General features: G+C 63.5%; 20 protein-coding genes. 13 read left to right on the forward strand and 7 right to left on the reverse strand.

Going from position 1 to position 18,150, the window contains the following annotated elements; translation table 11 throughout:
- The 11 genes from narH to V7E26_RS08225 form a co-directional block, all read left to right on the forward strand.
- A partial coding sequence (gene narH / locus V7E26_RS08175; protein ID WP_324414938.1) for a nitrate reductase subunit beta occupies positions 1 to 1,490 on the forward strand: 1,490 nt, incomplete at its 5' end.
- Positions 1,490 to 2,197: a nitrate reductase molybdenum cofactor assembly chaperone gene (gene narJ, locus V7E26_RS08180; protein WP_324414939.1), complete on the forward strand. Its 708-nt coding sequence runs from the start codon at positions 1,490 to 1,492 to the stop codon at positions 2,195 to 2,197. The genes narH and narJ, both read left to right, overlap by 1 nt.
- A gap of 10 nt (positions 2,198 to 2,207) precedes the next feature.
- Positions 2,208 to 2,921, forward strand: coding sequence for a respiratory nitrate reductase subunit gamma (gene narI / locus V7E26_RS08185; RefSeq protein WP_324414940.1), 714 nt, complete (start codon positions 2,208 to 2,210; stop codon positions 2,919 to 2,921).
- A 3-nt stretch (positions 2,922 to 2,924) separates the two neighbouring features.
- Complete coding sequence (locus V7E26_RS08190; RefSeq protein WP_324414941.1) at positions 2,925 to 3,749, forward strand: peptidylprolyl isomerase; 825 nt, start codon at positions 2,925 to 2,927, stop codon at positions 3,747 to 3,749.
- A 9-nt stretch (positions 3,750 to 3,758) separates the two neighbouring features.
- The gene (locus V7E26_RS08195) at positions 3,759 to 4,097 is read left to right on the forward strand and encodes a hypothetical protein (protein WP_324414942.1); all 339 of its coding nucleotides are present in this window, start codon (positions 3,759 to 3,761) and stop codon (positions 4,095 to 4,097) included.
- 50 nt (positions 4,098 to 4,147) lie between these two features.
- Positions 4,148 to 4,876 (forward strand): carbonic anhydrase, encoded by a 729-nt coding sequence (locus V7E26_RS08200; RefSeq protein WP_324414943.1) that lies wholly within the window; start codon positions 4,148 to 4,150, stop codon positions 4,874 to 4,876.
- Position 4,877: 1 nt separating this feature from the next.
- A complete protein-coding gene (gene mog / locus V7E26_RS08205) occupies positions 4,878 to 5,417 on the forward strand; it encodes a molybdopterin adenylyltransferase (protein WP_324414944.1) in 540 nt (179 codons plus the stop codon).
- A gap of 28 nt (positions 5,418 to 5,445) precedes the next feature.
- Complete coding sequence (locus V7E26_RS08210; protein ID WP_324414945.1) at positions 5,446 to 5,976, forward strand: DUF2478 domain-containing protein; 531 nt, start codon at positions 5,446 to 5,448, stop codon at positions 5,974 to 5,976.
- 38 nt (positions 5,977 to 6,014) lie between these two features.
- Positions 6,015 to 7,286 (forward strand): molybdopterin molybdotransferase MoeA, encoded by a 1,272-nt coding sequence (locus tag V7E26_RS08215; RefSeq protein WP_442893366.1) that lies wholly within the window; start codon positions 6,015 to 6,017, stop codon positions 7,284 to 7,286.
- A 131-nt stretch (positions 7,287 to 7,417) separates the two neighbouring features.
- Positions 7,418 to 8,350, forward strand: coding sequence for an FkbM family methyltransferase (locus V7E26_RS08220; protein WP_324414946.1), 933 nt, complete (start codon positions 7,418 to 7,420; stop codon positions 8,348 to 8,350).
- A 195-nt stretch (positions 8,351 to 8,545) separates the two neighbouring features.
- On the forward strand, positions 8,546 to 8,767 hold the full coding sequence (locus V7E26_RS08225; RefSeq protein WP_324414947.1) for a hypothetical protein: 222 nt from the start codon (positions 8,546 to 8,548) through the stop codon (positions 8,765 to 8,767).
- A gap of 11 nt (positions 8,768 to 8,778) precedes the next feature.
- On the opposite strand, the gene V7E26_RS08230 is transcribed toward V7E26_RS08225, so the two are convergent.
- The 3 genes from V7E26_RS08230 to V7E26_RS08240 form a co-directional block, all read right to left on the reverse strand.
- Complete coding sequence (locus V7E26_RS08230) at positions 8,779 to 9,438, reverse strand: HAD family hydrolase (protein ID WP_324414948.1); 660 nt, start codon at positions 9,436 to 9,438, stop codon at positions 8,779 to 8,781.
- 4 nt (positions 9,439 to 9,442) lie between these two features.
- Complete coding sequence (locus V7E26_RS08235) at positions 9,443 to 10,858, reverse strand: hypothetical protein (RefSeq protein WP_324414949.1); 1,416 nt, start codon at positions 10,856 to 10,858, stop codon at positions 9,443 to 9,445.
- Positions 10,859 to 10,956: 98 nt separating this feature from the next.
- Positions 10,957 to 12,015 (reverse strand): GTP cyclohydrolase II, encoded by a 1,059-nt coding sequence (locus V7E26_RS08240; protein ID WP_324414950.1) that lies wholly within the window; start codon positions 12,013 to 12,015, stop codon positions 10,957 to 10,959.
- Positions 12,016 to 12,318: 303 nt separating this feature from the next.
- Here V7E26_RS08240 and V7E26_RS08245 point away from each other — a divergent pair, with 303 nt between their 5' ends.
- Complete coding sequence (locus V7E26_RS08245) at positions 12,319 to 13,038, forward strand: RibD family protein (RefSeq protein ID WP_324414951.1); 720 nt, start codon at positions 12,319 to 12,321, stop codon at positions 13,036 to 13,038.
- Here the strand turns inward: V7E26_RS08245 and V7E26_RS08250 are convergent.
- From V7E26_RS08250 to V7E26_RS08265, 4 genes are read right to left on the reverse strand one after another with little or no spacing between them, the layout of a single operon-like run.
- Positions 12,999 to 13,808 carry a class I SAM-dependent methyltransferase gene (locus V7E26_RS08250; protein ID WP_324414952.1) on the reverse strand — a complete coding sequence of 270 codons (810 nt, stop codon included), beginning with the start codon at positions 13,806 to 13,808 and terminating at the stop codon, positions 12,999 to 13,001. The genes V7E26_RS08245 and V7E26_RS08250 overlap by 40 nt on opposite strands.
- Positions 13,805 to 14,854 carry a glycosyltransferase family 4 protein gene (locus tag V7E26_RS08255; RefSeq protein ID WP_324414953.1) on the reverse strand — a complete coding sequence of 350 codons (1,050 nt, stop codon included), beginning with the start codon at positions 14,852 to 14,854 and terminating at the stop codon, positions 13,805 to 13,807. Before V7E26_RS08255 ends, V7E26_RS08250 begins: the two co-directional genes overlap by 4 nt.
- Positions 14,851 to 15,252, reverse strand: coding sequence for a 6-pyruvoyl trahydropterin synthase family protein (locus V7E26_RS08260; protein ID WP_324414954.1), 402 nt, complete (start codon positions 15,250 to 15,252; stop codon positions 14,851 to 14,853). Before V7E26_RS08260 ends, V7E26_RS08255 begins: the two co-directional genes overlap by 4 nt.
- Positions 15,253 to 15,261: 9 nt before the next feature.
- Complete coding sequence (locus V7E26_RS08265; protein WP_324414955.1) at positions 15,262 to 16,311, reverse strand: zinc-dependent alcohol dehydrogenase; 1,050 nt, start codon at positions 16,309 to 16,311, stop codon at positions 15,262 to 15,264.
- A gap of 57 nt (positions 16,312 to 16,368) precedes the next feature.
- Between V7E26_RS08265 and mdoH the strand changes: the two genes are divergently transcribed.
- Complete coding sequence (gene mdoH / locus V7E26_RS08270) at positions 16,369 to 18,150, forward strand: glucans biosynthesis glucosyltransferase MdoH (protein ID WP_324414956.1); 1,782 nt, start codon at positions 16,369 to 16,371, stop codon at positions 18,148 to 18,150.

The raw sequence follows: 18,150 nt of genomic DNA on the forward strand, positions 1-18,150 counted from the left end.
TGAACCTCGACAAGTGCATCGGGTGTCACACCTGCAGCGTCACCTGCAAGAACGTGTGGACCAGCCGCGAAGGCATGGAATACGCGTGGTTCAACAATGTCGAGACCAAGCCCGGCATCGGCTATCCCAAGGATTGGGAAAACCAGGCGCGCTGGAAGGGTGGCTGGAAACGCAAGCGCAGCGGCAAGATCGAGCCGCGCATCGGCGGCAAGTGGCGGGTGCTGGCGAACATCTTCGCCAACCCTGACCTGCCTGAAATCGACGATTACTACGAGCCGTTCACCTTCGACTACGCGCATCTGCAGCAGGCCAAGGAAATGCCGGCGATGCCGACTGCGCGGCCGCGCTCGCTGGTGTCGGGCGAACGGATCGAGAAGATCGAATGGGGGCCGAACTGGGAAGAAATTCTTGGCGGCGAATTCGCCAAGCGCTCCCAGGACTATAATTTCGAGGGCGTGCAGAAGGATATCTACGGGCAGTTCGAAAATACCTTCATGATGTATCTGCCGCGGCTGTGCGAGCACTGCCTCAATCCGGCCTGTGTCGCGGCCTGCCCGTCGGGCGCGATCTACAAGCGCGAGGAGGATGGCATCGTTCTGATCGACCAGGACAAGTGCCGCGGCTGGCGCATGTGCGTCTCCGGCTGCCCCTACAAGAAAATCTATTACAACTGGTCTTCGGGCAAATCCGAGAAATGCATCTTCTGCTATCCGCGCATCGAGGCCGGCCAGCCGACGGTGTGCTCGGAGACATGCGTCGGGCGCATTCGCTATCTCGGCGTGGTGCTCTACGATGCCGATCGGATCGCGGAAGCCGCGAGCAAGCCTGACGAGCGTGATCTCTATCAGGCGCAACTCGATGTCTTCCTTGATCCAAATGATCCCAAGGTGATTGCGGAGGCAGAGCGCCAGGGCATTCCGCATGCATGGCTCGAATCCGCCAAGGCTTCGCCAATCTGGAAGATGGCGATGGAGTGGAAGGTGGCGTTCCCGCTTCATCCGGAATACCGCACGCTGCCGATGGTTTGGTACGTGCCGCCGCTGTCGCCGATCACCTCCGCCGCATCCGCCGGCAAGATCGGGCTCGACGGTGAAATGCCGGACGTCAAGTCGCTGCGCATCCCGATGAAATATCTCGCCAACCTGCTCACCGCGGGCGACGAGAAGCCGGTGACGCTGGCGCTGGAACGCATGCTGGCGATGCGCGCCTACATGCGGGCCAAGACCATCGACGGAGTGGTCGACGAGGTGATAGCCCGGCGGGTCGGCCTCAAGCCCGCGCAGATCGACGAGATGTACCAGGTCATGGCGATCGCCAATTACGAGGACCGGTTCGTCATTCCGACAGCGCACCGCGAACTCGGCGCCGACGCGTACGACCTGCGCGGCTCCTGCGGCTTCACCTTCGGCAATGGCTGCTCCGGCGGCGAAAGCGAGACCAATTTGTTCGGTTCGCCGCGCAAGGCCAAGAACCCGATGGAGATCGCGTGATGAAGACGTTCAAGGTGCTGTCGGCGCTGCTGAGCTATCCGAGCCAGGGATTGATCGATGCGGCGCCCGATTTCCTGGCGATTCTCGATGCCGAGAAGGTGGTGCCCGCGGCCTGCCGCGGGGCGCTCGACCTCCTGGTCGAGGAAATCGCGGTCGGCGAACTCTACGATCTCCAGGAACGCTATGGCCTGCTGTTCGACCGCAGCAAGACGCTGGCGCTGCATCTGTTCGAGCACGTCCATGGCGAAAGCCGCGACCGCGGCCAGGCGATGGTCGATCTCAAGGCGATGTACGAGAAGGCCGACCTGTTCATCGCGGCGAACGAATTGCCCGATTACGCGCCGCTGTTTCTCGAGTTTCTCTCGACCCGGACGCTCGCTGAGGCGCGCGAACTTCTGGGCCAGACCGCTCATATCTTCGCGGCGCTCGCCGAACGGCTCGAACGACGGAAATCGAACTACAAGGCGGTGTTCGACGCGCTCGTCGCCGTCGCGGCGGCGGCTCCGTCGCGCGAGATCGTCGAAGAGCTGTTGAAAGGCGCCGACCCCGATCCGATGGATCTCGAAGCGCTCGATGCTGCCTGGGAAGAGGAGGAGGTGCGGTTCGGTCCGGGCAGTCAGGGACAGAGCGCCTGCGGCCATGAGGGCCTGATCGCAAAACTTCGTCATGCCAGGCGCGCCGTCGATCCGGCGCCGCGCCCGCAGTGAGGAGACAGCCATGCAAACGCTCAATTCAATCGTCTTCGGCTGGTATCCCTATCTGTGCCTGACCGTATTCCTGTTTGGCAGCCTGGTGCGGTTCGACCGCGAGCAATATACGTGGCGGACCGGATCCAGCCAGTTGCTGCGGCGGCGGCAACTGGTCTGGGGCTCCAACCTGTTTCATGTTGGCATTCTCTTCATCTTCCTCGGCCATTTCGTCGGCTTGCTGACGCCGATCCGGGTGTTCGACATGCTCGGCGTTTCGCATGGCTTCAAGCAGATGCTGGCGATCGTCGCCGGCGGAACCGCGGGCCTGATGTGCCTGGTCGGCATCGCGCTGCTGACGCACCGCCGCCTGTTCGATCCGCGCATACGCGCCAATTCCTCGTTCGGCGACACCGCGATCCTGCTGTTGCTGTTCGCGCAACTGCTGCTGGGACTTGCAACCATCCCGGTGTCGATGGGCCATCTCGATGGCCATGAAATGGTGAAGTTCATGAACTGGGCGCAGGGCATCCTGACGCTGCAGCCGGGCGTCGCCGCCGATATTCTCGACGTGCATCCGATCTTCAAGGCCCACCTCGTGCTCGGCATGACGCTGTTCCTCGTCTTTCCGTTCACGCGGCTGGTCCACATCTGGAGCGCGCCGGTGTGGTATCTCGGCCGGCGGGGCTATCAGGTGGTGCGAAGCCGCGATGGCTCGCTCACGCCCATTCAACCGGCGGAGTAGATCATGGATTGCTCGCTGACCAGTACGCTGCCGAAGCCCAGGACCATCAGCGTCAACGGCAAGGTCATCCCGCGCGAGGTGATTGCCCGCGAGGTGCAGAACCATCCGGCTGAAAAGCCGATCACGGCATGGCAGGCCGCGGCCCAGGCGCTGGTGGTGCGTGAACTCCTGCTGCAGGAATCGGCGCGGCTCGGCATTGAAGCAGAGCCGCTCCGCGATGCCGAAGGGCGTTCCGAGACCGACGAGGAAGCGGCGATGCGGGCGCTGATCGAGCGCGAGGTCGCGACCCCCGAGCCGGACGACGCGGCCTGCCTCAGGTTTTACGAGCAGAACCGCCAGCGCTTCCGTTCGGGCGACCTGTACGAGGCGGCGCATATCCTGATCGCCGCGCATCCCGACGATGTCGTGGCCCGCGGCGCGGCTCGCCGGACAGCCGAGAATATTCTGGCCGCGGTCAGCGCAGATCCGGCGCTGTTTGCCGAATTCGCCCGCAGCCAATCGGCGTGCAAGACCTCGGCGCAGGAGGGGGGGCGGCTCGGTCAGTTGACGCGCGGCCAGACGGTCGCCGAGTTCGAGGCAGCCTTGCAGCGGATGCGGCCGGGCGAATTCGCCATTGTGGAGACGCGCTACGGCTTCCATGTCATCCGGCTCGATCAGCACGCGCCTGGGCAACTGCTTCCGTTCGAACTCGCGCGCGACCGTATCGCGGACTATCTCACGACCAGCGTCCAGCATCGCGCCCTGGCGCAGTATGTCTCGGTGCTGGCCGGCCGGGCCGAGATAACGGGCATTGCGCTCGCCGCCACGGCGTCGCCGCTCTTGCAATAGGGGTTGAAGATGCAACTCGGCGACATCATCCGCAGTTTCAGCGAGGACGCCGCTGCCAGCGAGGCGCTGCTCGCCTGTGACGACATCGTGCTGTTCGCGCGCGTCGGCGACGCGGCCAATCGATATCAGGAGACCGTCGGCGAATATGCGTCCGGCGCGGTCAGGCGCTTTGCCAATCTTGCCGGCAGCGAGGACTGGCTCGGGCTGATGAATGTCGTCGAGCGTACCGACGATCCCGGAACCGGTTGCCTCGTCTACATGGTCAACTGGTCGCTAAAGAAGGACGAGGCGCCCGAGCCGCCGGCCCATGCCGGCTGCACCTGCGGTGGAGGGGGAAGTTGCGCGTGAGTCTCGCTGCTGTGATTTTCGCCACCACCGGCTCCAGATCGTGACATTGAATGATCGACGAGTTGTTCGACCGCAATGTGGCCTGGGCGACGGGCAAGACCCGTAGCGACCCCGATTACTTTCGCCGTCTCGCCGAGCAGCAGGCGCCGCGCTATCTCTGGCTCGGCTGTTCCGACAGCCGCGTTCCCGCCAACGACATCGTGGGGCTCGATCCCGGCGAGGTGTTCGTGCACCGCAATGTCGGCAACGTCGTTCATACCGGTGACATGAACCTGCTGTCGGTGCTGGAATTCGCGGTCGACACGCTGCAGGTGAAGCACGTCATCGTGTGCGGCCATTATGGCTGCGGCGGCATCCGCAGGGCATTCGAGCCACCGGGGGGCGGCGGTCTGGTCGATCACTGGCTGGCGCCGGTGCGGGAGATGTGCCGGCGCTGCGCGCCGGAGCTGGCGCGACTTCCCAACGATGCAGCCAGGATGGACCGCGTCTGCGAATTGAACGTCGAGCTTCAGCTGCGGCGGATCGCGGCCACACCGATCTTGCGCAGTGCCTGGCAGCGTCAGCAATCCGTCATGGTCCACGGCTGGATCTATGGCCTGGGCGACGGGCTGCTGCGCGATCTCGGTCTGAAGCTATCATCGCTCGACGACGCGGAGGGCCTCGCCCGCGAAAACGACTACGCGGGCCTTCGCGAACCGATCACAATGGTCCGCCGCCACGCCGAGGAAGCATTCGGGAGGCTGTCGATGCTGGAACCGCAGATTCTGGAGGAGGGTTAAGGTGCCGGACGATCTGCAGGCGCGCATTGGCGTGCTGACGATATCCGACCGCGCCAGCCGCGGCGAATATGAGGATATCAGCGGCAAGGCCATCCATGATTTTCTTGGCCGGGTGGTGCGCTCGAATTGGACCGCGGTTGTCAGGCTCGTCCCTGACGGCACCGAAAGCGTGGCGCAGGCCCTGACCGGGATGGCCGATGACGAGGGATGCGACCTGATCCTGACCACCGGTGGCACCGGTCCGGCGCCGCGTGACCTGACGCCGGAAGCAACGCGGATGGTGATCGCGCGCGAACTGGAAGGCTTTGGCGAGCTGATGCGCCGCATCAGCCTCGAACAGGTGCCGACCGCGATTCTCTCGCGGCAGACCGCCGGAATCCGCGGCAAATGCCTGATCGTCAACCTGCCGGGACGTCCCTCGGCGATCGATGTCTGCCTGAACGCGGTCTTTCCGGCAATTCCCTACTGCCTCGATCTGATCGGGGCGCGACGAATAGAGGTGAATTCAGATGTATGCGCCGCATTCCGTCCCGCCGCATAGCGCAAGCCTGCGGCCTGGGCAGGCCCTGGTGGCGATCGTGTACGCCAACGAGGCCTATCCGCAATCAACCTTCGAAGCCATCGTGGAGCATTGCCGCGGGCGCGGGCTTCGGGCAGCCGGCGTGCTGCAGCACCCGGTTTGCTCGGATGCGGCAGGTCACTGCGACGTGGCGCTGGAAGAACTCACGACCGGCCGGCGGACCGATCTGTTCGAAGACCGTGGCCCGGGCGCGGGAGGATGCCGGCTTGACGTGGCGGCGCTCGCCGAGGTCAACGCGCAGGTGGCGCGTTCGCTCGATGCCGCTCCGGAATTGCTGATCCTGAACAAGTTCGGCAAGGTGGAAGCCGAAGGCCGCGGGCTGCTCGATCTGATTGCCATCGCGATCGATCGCGGTATTCCCGTCGTGATCGGGGTCCCGATCCGTAACCTGGAGGCATGGCGCAATTTTTCCGGCGGTCTGTCGGCCGAGTTCTCCAGCGATCCGTCCGAGACCATGGATTGGCTCAACAGAACGTTTCCGGTTGCGATAGCACAAAGTCCGGAGCCGGCGTCCTGCTAGAGACCAGCCAAGAGCCTGCGAGACAGCGTGGAGGCAAAATGCCGGCGCAGCTACAAGCACCACGGATCGACGATCGCGTCGCCCCTTCAATGGAAGACCTCGTTTCAGTCGAGCGGGCGCTCGCCATCGGCCTGGCTCGCGCGCGACCCATCGTGGAAACGGAACGGGTGGACCTGTGCGACGTAACCGGCCGGATTCTCGCCCAGACGATAAGGGCGGATGCACCGCTGCCACGTTTCGATTATAGCGCGATGGACGGATATGCGCTCGACACGTCAAGCCTGTCTGCCGGTATTCCGACCTTGCTGAAGGTGACTGGCAGCATCGCAGCCGGCCCAACGATCGGAAGTCCCGCGCTGCAGAGCGGATGCGCCGTTCGTATCCTGACGGGCGCGCCGATTCCCGCCGGCGCTGATGCTGTCGTCGCTCAGGAAGACGTACGTCGCGAAGGCGACAGCATCATTCTCTCTCGTGCACTGCGACCGGCCGACAATATCAGGCGGCGAGGTGAGGACGTCAGCGAAGGCGACAGCCTGATCGAAGCCGGCACGGCGATGGGGCCGTTGCAGGCGGGCGTTGCCGCCGCCTGCGGCTATCCCGGCGTTCGCGTCTTCCGCAAGCTTCGCGTGACGATGTTTACTACCGGCTCCGAACTTCGGCAGCTCGGCGAAAGCATCCGGCCCGGCGAGATCTATGACGCAAACCGCTTCATCCTGCGCAGCCTGCTCGGCAGGCCGTGGATCGAGATCGTCGACCTCGGAAGCTGCGTGGACCAGCCGTCCAAATTGCGGGCTATCTTCCAGTCGGCAGCCGCGCGTGCCGACGTGATCGTCAGCGCCGGCGGCATATCCGTCGGCGACGAGGACCACGTGGTGGAGGCGTTCCAGCGCTGCGGTGGAAAGCTGTGGGTTCGCAAGGTCGCCATCAAGCCGGGCAAACCGCTCGTTCTCGGCAAATTGGCCGATTCGACCTACATCGGACTTCCCGGCAATCCGGGCGCGCTGTTCACGACGTTCAAGGTGATTGTCGATCGCATTTTGGAAGTTTGCGCCGGGATCAGGCCTGCGGGCGATCGTGAGTGCACGGCGATCGCGAATTTCGACTGGAAAGGCCGGCCCGGCCGCACGACCTATCTGCCCGCTACTCTCTCGGGCGTCGAGAGCGGCTTGCCGCTGATCGAACTGTTGCCGGATGCCAATTCCGGGAAACTGTATCAGCTCAGCCGCGCCGGAGGATTCGTCGTCATCGCGCCGGAAATGGTATCCATCGAACGCGGCGCGAAGATACGCTGGCAGCCGTTTACAGCTTAGGAGTCGTGCCGATCACCAGGGCACCGGCTGTGTTCATTTGCTTGCCGCCTTGATGCACCAGGCGAATTAGGTAACTCTCCCATTGCACTCCAGAACGGGTGGCGTGTCGCGGCGGCCGGGAGGAAGCGCGGATGGAGCTATCCTACTCACAGAATCTCGAGGACTATCATCTTTCGCTCGCGTTTGCGGGACAGGCGACCGGGACCTATGTCGATATCGGCGCCGGGCACCCGATCGCCGACAATGTGTCTTTTTGGTTCTATGAACGCGGCTGGCGCGGCGTAGTCGTCGAGCCGCAGGCCAAACTTGCGGTGCTTTATCCTCAGCTGCGTCCCCGTGACATCGTGGTTTCCGGCCTGATCGGACGAGAGTCGGGCGAAACGGACTTTCATGTCGTCGACCGTCTGCACGGGCTTTCGACGACGATGGAAGGGGTTGCGCAAGCGGCGCAAGCGTTTGGTGTCGACTATCAGACCATTCGCACGCCAATGATGACGCTCGCGAGGCTTTGCGAAACTCATGATCTCGGCGCAATCGATTTCCTGAAAATCGATGTCGAAGGTGCCGAGGTCGACGTGCTGTTCGGCGGCGATTGGGAGCGCTTTCGGCCCAAGGTTATTGTCGCAGAAGCGGTCGCGCCGATGACGTCGGAGCCATCATGGCAGGATTGGGAACCGTTTCTGCTTGCCCAGGGATATCGCTTCGTGCTGTTCGACACGCTCAACCGCTTTTATGTAGCGGAAGAGCACCCTGACATCATCGGGCGATTCCCGACCGAGCGAGCTCCGTGGCACGCGGTTCGTCACATGTATGAGATCGGTCGTGCGCCCGAGAATGAGCAGCATCCCGATCACGCGCTGGCGCGAGATCTGGCGCGCGGCTTCTGGGCGAGCCTGCCTTACCTTGATGCAAACCTCATTGCATCCATCCTTGGGCGGGCTCGCCAGCTTGAAAAGCCCGATGACCGGGCGATGCTTGCTGCGATGGCCGAAAGCGAACAATTCCGTGCCGCGCTCGGACGCATCGCCTGCGGCTACGACGGCGGACAGATCATCGAGGAATGAAGCCGCGCGTTCCCAATCGGTCCGCTCGGGCTGCGCCGTTCAGAACTTTCGGTCCATAGGGGACATGCGCCTTTGATGGCCATAGGCCGGTGGGAGGAGAGTCCATTGGCCCAATAAAGTTTGCGGCTTCCAGAAACCGTCCCGGCCCGCTGTTCGTACATTGCGTATATCCGGCCAACCGGGACGCAGTCGACCGTGAGCAAGGCATCTCAAGCCGATCGCCTGAGCGATCAGATCAAGGCAAGTCGCGAGAAGGCGGGGCGCCTTCCCGCTGGTCCTGAAAGAGACGACCTCCTGCGCAAGGTCGAACAGGACGAATTGGCTCTGCGCGTGATTCAGTGGGTTACCTCGTCGGGTGATCTACCGCCGCCATCGGGCTTGATTCCGATGACGCGACATCCATTGCGGAGGAAATGACGGGAAATGGACTATCCGCTGAGGGTATCGCGAATGGCAGTTCTCAGATCATCCACGGTCCTCGTCACCTGACGTGCGCCAGCCGCCGTCAGGCGCTCGGCGCCGTGGTGTCCCCAACCGACGCCTATTGACCTCAGTTGTGCAGCCTCGGCCATCTGCATATCGAAGGTGGTGTCGCCAATGAAAATCGCATCTTTCGCCTGCATGCCGGTCGCGGCGAGCGCCTGAAGAAGCATCGCGGGATGCGGCTTGGAGGGCGCCGTGTCTGCCGCCTGAATGGTTCGAAAGAAATCAGCCCATCGCAGCGTCTGCAGGGCTGGCGCGATGGTGTCTGACCGGTGCCCGGTCGCGATCGCCATCACGATGTCAGTAGTTCGGCTCAATTCATGGAGAAGGTCGTCGACGCCGTCGAACGGTCGTTCGGCAAAGGCTGGATCGGCCCTCAATGTTGGCAAGAGGAGGTCATAGGCTCTGACCATATCGGGAATGGGAGCGGCCGGGCCGGCGAGTTCAGCCAAGATGACATCGAGTGATTTACCAACCAGCGACAGGCTGTGGGCCGGCGAGGGAACGGGCAGTCCAAACTCGGAAAATACGATCCGGTGGCTCTCAAGGATCAATGGGCGGCTGTCCACCAGCGTGCCGTCGAAATCGAAGATGATCAGTTTCAAGGTTTTACTTCCGACGAGTTTGTGCCGGCCGATGCAGGCATGAATAGGTCCGGATCAATTCCCGGGTGTGCGAGGGAACGACAAGCTGCCGTTCCGTGCTGTGCGTTGCGGTGGCACAGGATAGCCAGAAGTAATTGCCGGTCGGATCGATGACCAGCCTGTTCGGCCGGAAGTTCGAGAGGATCGCCGACAGATATGGAATGGTCGAGAACCATTCCAGCGGGGCAAGATCCGGCGGCCCCCGCCTTGACGAGACAAAGCGGGGATCGCCAAGCGCCGGATCGGAGTCCTGGCTCATGGCGAGGGTGGCGATCGCGTCCCGGTAGCGAGACCAGGCCGTGACGAATTTCGCGGTCTCGACGACGTGGATCAAGGTCACGGCAATCAGGATCGAGGCGAGCGCGCACATCCTGCGCGGCGTCGAGATGAGGCCTTGCCGAAACCTGGCCAGCGGATTCGCGACCAGTCCTTCCCGGGTGATGGCGGCCAAGGCAGCCATGATGCCGAGCAGAGGGGTGGCTATGACCAGGGCAGTCCGCATATAGTAGCGGCTATTGGCATGCACCGAATGGTCGAAGCGAAGCCAGTAAATGCAGAGCAAGGCGAGCAATACCGACAGCGCAAGGATGCAAGCCCGCTTCGGAAGCCAGACGGAGATCGGCCCCAGCAGTGCGGCATAGACAATGATGGCCGCCAGCAACTCGAAAACGATTTCCACCCTGAAGATGGCGGGATCGAAGAAATGCAGGGCCGCCCGCATGAAGGCGTCCGCATAGTATTCGTCCGGCGGGAAAAGGATCTTCGAGGTGACGGCCAGGATGGCAATCACGAACAGAATGGCGACCCCGCGCCGGAATGGCATGCTCCGCAAGCCGCGTGGCGCCAGCGTTGCAAGTACGGCGAGCAGCAGGACGAAGGCCCCTTCGTGGGCGAAAGCGAGTAGGAGCCATGCTGCGAATACCGATATTGCCCCAGTAATGGTCGATCTCGCGTAGTGACTGAGCGCCAGCGTGGGCCAGAATATCGCGTGGGCGAGCCACATTTCGGTGGGGAAGCCGAAGATCAGCGGGCAGAGCAGGGCCGTCGAGCCGCATGCGTAGAGGAAGATTACGCGGCCGGGCGAGCGATCGGCCGCGTAGGTCGCCGCCAGGCCAGCCAGTGGAGCGAGGTAAAACAGAAATCCATAGGCGACGATGCCGGCCCAGGGATTGCCCGTGATGGCGACGACGGTTTCGGCCGGCAAGAGTGTCAGCAGATAAACGGAGGTGCGGCCCGAAATGTTATGCCAGTGGAATGCCCAGACATCCCGGACTGCGACGGCGTAGGAAAACATCGCCCCATCGCCATAGAGTTCAAGCTGACTGGAGAGCGCGATGACAACGAATGCAAGGGACCAGCACAGGCCGGCTACGATGATCATGCGCCGAAGCGAGTCGTCCTGTCGACGCAGCGCCATACCCGGCGTCTCAGCGACTGTCTGTATCGGTGACGATGCAGCCCGATCGGAAGAGCATTGCGTCAGGACGTCTCCTTGGACGATGCCTTGAGTGTGACAAGCTTATGTCCGGAGCGTACCGCCTTCGTCGTCAGGTAACGCTTGTTGTGAGGCGTGACGGGAGCCTCGAGCGGGACGCGAGCCGTGATCTCGATGCCGGCCTGCGTCAACCCATCGAGCTTGGCCGGATTGTTGGTGAGCAGCACGATCCGTGGGTAGTTGAGGGTCCGCAACATGGACGCGGCAATGCCATAATCCCGTTCGTCATCCTCGAAGCCCAGCGTGGTGTTGGCATCGCGCGTATCGAGGCCGCCATCCTGCAGGCGGTAGGCACGCATCTTGTTCGCCAGGCCGATGCCGCGCCCTTCCTGCGCGAGGTACAAGATGACGCCGCCGCCGAGGCTTTCCAGGCGGGCAAGCGCCAGTTGAAGCTGGTCGCCGCAATCGCAGCGGCGGGAGCCGAACACGTCTCCGGTCAGGCATGCCGAGTGAAGCCGAACCGGCACGGCCTTGGATTCGTCGGGCTTGCCGACGATGATTGCCACCTGGTCCACGCCGAGCACGTCCCGAAACACGACAAATCGCGCTGACGTTCCCGACGCCAGCGGAACAGTCGCCTCGCTGGCTACGGCCAGCCTGCCCGTTGCGTCCGCGACAAACCGGTGAACAGCGTCAGCGTCGATGGCGGAAATTGACTGGATGACGTCACTGTCGATTGTCCTCGCGGGTGCTGCGAGGATCGCCGGCAAGCCGCGAACCAGCTTGATGAGCCGGATGGCCGCCGTCGCGGCATAGCTCGCAGCCTCGGCTTCCGCGGTGAAACGGCTCTTGTTGCCCGCAGCAAGCACGACAACGCCGCTCGCATCAAGGGTAGGGGCAAGCGACAGCGCCATCGGCGTCGCGGTCTCGATACCAATGGCCCGCGCCCGCTGCTGGGTGACGATCAACTTCACTGTCTCAGGACTACACAACATCGAGAATTCGCGCAGTCTCTGATCGTCGAGTTCTTCGACCGGAAGAGCAATCAGGTCTTCGCCGGGCGCGCGAACACGAACGGGCCTTCGCGCCTGCAGTTCGCCCAAGGCACGGCTTACTTCCAGATGCTCTCGGCTGCCGAATATGGCTGAAACGGCTGGCATTGGCGCGGCGCTCATTCGGGGGACCTTGATTTTCTAGACGCGTTCGTGAAACACCAAAAAGCCCCGATCATTCCGCTAGAAATCAGATGGATTTTTGGGATCGAGTGGCCGATAGTAGCATTGATATCAGGCGAACCCCTCAATTTGATTTGCTCCGTGCAGCTAGGCAATTTCCCCACCCGAAAACTCGCGCCTCCCGACGAATGGGAGAGCTTCGTCGACCTCTTTCGTAGGGGACAGCAACCCATGCCGCAAGGCTGGGCGGATTTGTTTGGCCCGTTGCGGAACGGGACGGTCGACGACCTCGTTATGGTCGGACAACTCGGCCAGTCGCTCGATGGCCGGGTGGCGACGGCGACCGGCCATTCGAAGTACATCAACTGTCCCGCGGGCATCGAGCATCTGCACCGCCTGCGTTCGCTCGTCGACATCGTCGTGGTCGGCGTGGGAACGGCGATTGCCGATAATCCGCAACTGACAGTCCGACAGGTTCCGGGACCTCAACCCGCGCGAGCCGTGATCGATCCGAAGGGACGTCTCGGCCCCGCCGCGAAATTGTTCGCCGAGGATGGCGCTCGCCGCCTGCTGATCACCACGGAAGGCACGCCGGTGACGGCGCCTGCCGGCGTGGAGATCATCACCCTGCCTTCGCAGGACGGCAACATTGCGCCGTGCGATATCGCTTCGGCGCTGAGGCGGGCGGGAATGCGCCGCATGCTGATCGAGGGCGGGGCGGACACGCTGTCGCGCTTCATCGCGGCCCGGTGTCTCGACCGCCTCCATGTAACGGTCGCACCCGTCATGCTGGGTGCCGGAGGACCGGGCATCGACCTGCCGCCGCTCGAGCGTGCGGACCAGGCTCACCGGATGCCGACCCGCGTGCACCAGATCGAGGACGATGTGCTGTTCGATTGCGACCTGTCGGGTCAGCGCATCGTGCTCGGCATGGCCAGGAAGTCGACGTGACCCACGCGCATGGTTGAAGCGCGGCGGTCTACCACCGCCTTCCGCCTCGCCAGCCAATCATCGATCTCCCGGCTCGGCAGGGATGCCATTTCGCGCGCGGCGCTGGCCCATCCATCAAGCAATTCGATCTGGATCTCCCGATCGGCTGCCCCGATCACCCAATCGGATTCGCCCTGCAGCACCGAATATCCGAGCGCCTCAAACCGGGAAATCGCGACAACCGCGCCCGAAGGGCCCAGTGCCGGCCCAAAACCCTTGTCGGTAAGCTGATGGGCATTCACGGCACCCGTAACAACTGCATCGGCCGGGTCTGACGGCGAAAGCTCGATCCGTCCGTCATAGGTGAGGCTCGCATAGACCGGCAACGCGCGCGCCGCTGCATGGCGAGCGAAACGTTCGAGCCAAGGCTCGGAGACGAGATCGAGCAGCGCCGAGATCGTCACGAGATCGCTCGGCTGCTCCAGCGCGGCTTCGAACTCCTTGTTGAGGTCAAGCTGAACGGCGTTCAGGCGGGCGTTCTCTGAAGCATTTCCACTGTAAGCGGCGTCGAGCAGGCGAGGGTCGTTGTCGACGAGGTCCCAGTGCTGCCGTGCCGGCAAATGCGGGCCGAGCGTTCGCAGCGTGGACCCCGCGCCGCAGGCGAGGTCGACGAGGCGTACCTCGCTCTTCGATTTCAGCAGCGAGATTACAGCGGCGAGCACTTGGGGATTGCGGGCACGCTGGTCGTAGCTTTCCCGCAAAGTCAGCCATTCGACGGAGAAGCCGCTCATGCCAGCCTCTCCAGCGTGGCGGCAAAGATGGCCGCGGAGTCCTGCCAGGTCGGCAGCGTCCGCGCGGCCGCCAATGCCGCTGCGGAAAGTCGGCGGCGCTCGTCGGTGTCGACGATGACTCTACGCAGGGCTGCCGCAAGCGCGGCGATATCGTCGGGTGCCACCAGCAATCCAGCGCCTTGTGGAATCGTATCCGGTATTGCTCCGGCCGTCGTCCCGATCACGGGCAGGCCGTGCGATAATGCCTCGGCGTAGGCCATGCCGTACCCTTCGAAGCGCGAGGCGAGAACGAACAGGTCGGCCTTGCCATAGAGCGTGGCGAGGTGGGAATGAGCGACGGCGCCAGTCGTTTCGATGTGGCCAGTGAGCCGGTGTCGCGAGATGAGGTCCTGGAGTTTGGCGGCTTCGCTCGGATCCCGCGTGAGGTCGCCGACGATGGTCAGCCGCCACGGGATGTCAGCGAGCATCGCAAGGGCGGAGACGAGGATATCGAACCCCTTGCGCGGCACCACCGAGCCGACCGACAGGAGATGAGGAATGTCGTTTGGCTCTCGCGCCGACAGCGGCACAGGATCGTTTCCAGGTCTTGCAACCGTAATGCGCTCGGCCGGCACGCCATAATCGGAGGCGACAAGTTTCGCCGTCGCGGGGCTCGTCACGACGACTTCGCGCACTTCGGCAAGGGCAGCCCGTTCGCTGCGGCGAAGAGCGTCGGCGCGCTCGGTCGTCAATCCGGATTCGAGCGCCAGCGGATGATGCACCAGCGCGACCAGCGGATGTCGGCTCGCGAGCTCGGCGGCAATGTCAGGCAGCACGCCGAGCGCCAGACCATCCAGCACGATCGGCCGGCCTGCCGGTATCGCAGCCAAGAGCGCTCGCGCAGCCGCGCGGGTCGCCTCGTCAGGCGCGGGAAATCCCTCGCCGATGTCGAGATAGTCGACTTCCCAGCCCAGATGCCGGAGCTCGGCGATGATCCGCCGGTCGTAAGCGTAGCCGCCTGTCGGCGTGTCGAGACTTCCCGGCACCGCGAAGACGACGCGCTTCACCACAAGGGCGCCTCATAGGACGCACGCGCGACATGCGATTCGGAGAGCGTGATCCGCAACGCCTTGAGCTCGCGTCCGGGGCGACCGAGTTCTCCGGCACGGGCGGCCCTGGCGAGGCCGTCGTAGATATGCTTGGACAGGAACTCCGTGGTGGTGTTCTGGCCCTTGAATTCGGGGATGTCGTCGAGATTGCGATAGTTCAGGGGGCCGAGCATCGCCTTCAGCGCATCGTGCGCGCGGCCGATGTCGATGACGATTCCATTGGCGTCGAGCTCATCGGCGATGAAGGCGGCATCGATGACAAAAGTTGCTCCGTGCAGGGCCTGCGCAGGCCCGAAAACCGGGCCCCGGAAGGAATGCGCGATCATGATGTGGTCTCGAACTTCGACGGTGAACAAGGCAACTCCTTAGGGATAGGCGATGGGTTGACAGAGCGTGGCGCTTTCAGGCGCAAGGATCTCCGGCAGGCGTTTCGGTACATCGCCGAAGGCAACCGCCGGCGCAAGCAATGCGTCCAGACAGGAATCGGCGAGCAAGCCAAGGGCAGCAGAGAGACGGCGATTGTAATTCCAGCGCGGACGGTGCGACGGGGCGACGCTTCCGACCTGGCTCGATATCAACCGCAGCCGACGGCTGTGAAAGGCACCACCGAGAAGCGCGGTCACCGGCCGATCGCCATACCAGCTCATCTCAAGCACGGTCGCTTCATCTCCGGCCAGTTCCAGCGCAGTGCCCAGCCCGTCGGGCGAGCCGCTGGCATGCACCACGAGATCGCAATCCCGCGCTGCTCTCGCAGGTTCTGCAAAATCAACACCGAGCGCGGCGGCTAATTCCGCCCGGGCCGGATTGATGTCGACGAGGGTAACCTCGGCGCCGGGCAACCGCCCGCTGAGATAGGCAACGAGGGAGCCGACGACGCCGCCCCCCACGATCGCGATGCGATCGGCCGGACCCGGTGCAGCGTCCCAGACACCGTTGAGCGCCGTCTCCATATTGGCCGCCAGCACGGCGCGACGAGGCGGTACCTCCTCAGGCAGCACGACCACAGAGGCTGCGGGGATGTTGAATGCGGTCTGATGCGGGTGGAGCGCGAAGACATGCCTGCCGCGCAGGGGCCCGCCGCCGTTCTCCACCAGCCCGACAGCGGCATAGCCATATTTGACAGGGAAGGGGAAATCGCCGGCCATGAACGGCGCGCGCATCCTGCCGAATTCGCTCTCGGGGACTTTTCCAGCGAAGACCAGCGATTCGGTGCCGCGGCTGATGGCGCTAAAGAGCGTTTTCACGCGCAGTTCGTCACCTTCAGGCGGAGCCAGAGCCTCCTGCCGGATTTCGGCCTTACCTGCTCCGCAATACCAAAGGGAAAAGGCAGTATCGGCGCTCGCGCTGGCGGCCATTTCCTTCAATCTCGGGCTGGAATTACCGACGGTCTGTCGTGTTATAAGGGTAATCTGCACCAGCCGGTGCTGAATGAGAAGCCGTAACCTGTCCCGCCAGCCGCACCTGCTCCGAAAATGAACGAGACTGACGCCGTCGGAAAGATCATGTTCGCGAGGTGGGCGGCGTTTGCCGTCCTGTTTGCCGTGACCATGGCCGGATCGCTGGTTCTTGCCGCGCTGGCGCTGTCGCCCGGGGGCCTTGGCTTCGCCGATATCGTAGCGCTTGTCCTGTTTGCGTTCACGCTGCCCTGGATGGTCGCCGGCTTCTGCAATGCCCTGATCGGCTTCGTCATCATGCGCTGTTCCGCCGATCCGGTCGCCGCGGTGCTGCCGGCTGTCGGGCTTATCCGCGATGATGATCCCGTGACGGCGTCGACGGCGATCCTGCTTTGCGTTCGCAACGAGCTGCCGGAGCGTACCATCCGCAACCTCGAGCCGATGCTCGAAGGCCTCAGTGCTTCCGGATATGGAGAGCGCTTCCATCTCTATATCCTCAGCGACACCAATGATGCCGAGCTTGCCGTCGGGGAAGAGGCGTTGTTCTCCGGGCTGATCGCAACATGGCGTGACCGGATCGCGATCAGTTACCGCCGGCGCACCGAGAACAGCGGCTTCAAGGCCGGCAATATCAGGGATTTCTGCGAGCGTTGGGGAAGCCGTCACGAATTCGCCGTCACGCTCGATGCCGACAGCTTCATGCCGGCAGACGCGATCATTCGGCTCGTCCGCATCATGCAGGTCGATCCGAAGCTCGGCATCCTGCAGGGGCTGATCGTGGGGCTGCCGTCGACCAGCCTGTTCGCCCGCATCTTCCAGTTCGGCATGCGTCTGGGCATGCGCTCCTACACGATCGGCAGCGCATGGTGGCAGGGCGATTGCGGTCCCTATTGGGGCCACAATGCGATCCTGCGTCTCAAGCCGTTCATCGAGCACTGCCAGCTTCCCTTGCTGACTGATAACGACGGGAAAGAACGGCATATCCTCAGTCACGACCAGATCGAGGCAGCGCTGATGCGCGCCGCCGGTTATCACGTTCGCGTGGTGCCGCGGGAGGATCTCGGCTGGGAGGACAATCCGCCGACGCTGCTGGAATTCATGCGCCGCGACCTGCGCTGGTGCCAGGGCAACATGCAGTACTGGCGGCTCGTCACGCTGCCGAATTTGACGCCGGTCAGCCGCTATCAGCTGGTTCTCGCCATCCTGATGTTCATCGGTTCGCCGGCCTGGGTCGGCCTGCTGGGCCTTGCGACCGCCGCGCTCGTTCTCTGCGACGACCCCGCCAACATCATGCGCGGCGATTTCGGAAGCGCGCTGATCGCGTGGGTGCTCTTGATGTGGTTCTCGCCGAAGATCGCGGGTGCGCTCGATGTGCTGCTGGCGCCGAAGGAGCGCCGCGCCTTCGGCGGCGCTGGCCGCTTCACCGTCAACTTCGCGATCGAAACGGTGTATTCGATCGTGCTGTGTCCGATCCTCTGGATCAGCCACACGATCTTCCTGTTCGGCCGGCTCTTCAATCGCGACATCCACTGGATGGGGCAGGTCCGCGACGACCACGTGGTGCCTTTCGGCCTTGCGATGCGCGATCTCTGGCCGCAGACCCTTGTCGGTTGGCTTTCGCTCGCCCTGGTGATGTTCAGCCAGCCATGGGCGCTGCCTTCTGTTCTGTTGCTGGCCGGCGGGCCTGCCTTTGCTGCGCCTTTCGCGGTGGTGACGGCCTGGCCCGTGCTCGGCAGTATCGCCGCGCGGATCGGGATCGGCCGGCTGCCGGAAGAGACAGCAACGCCGGAGGATCTGCTCGAGCTTGCGTTGCCCGCGATTACTCCGGAAGGCCGGCCGCCCCTGACGAACTCGGTCTAG

This window comes from Bradyrhizobium sp., from assembly GCF_036735945.1.
In the GTDB taxonomy this organism is placed as follows: Bacteria; Pseudomonadota; Alphaproteobacteria; order Rhizobiales; family Xanthobacteraceae; genus Bradyrhizobium.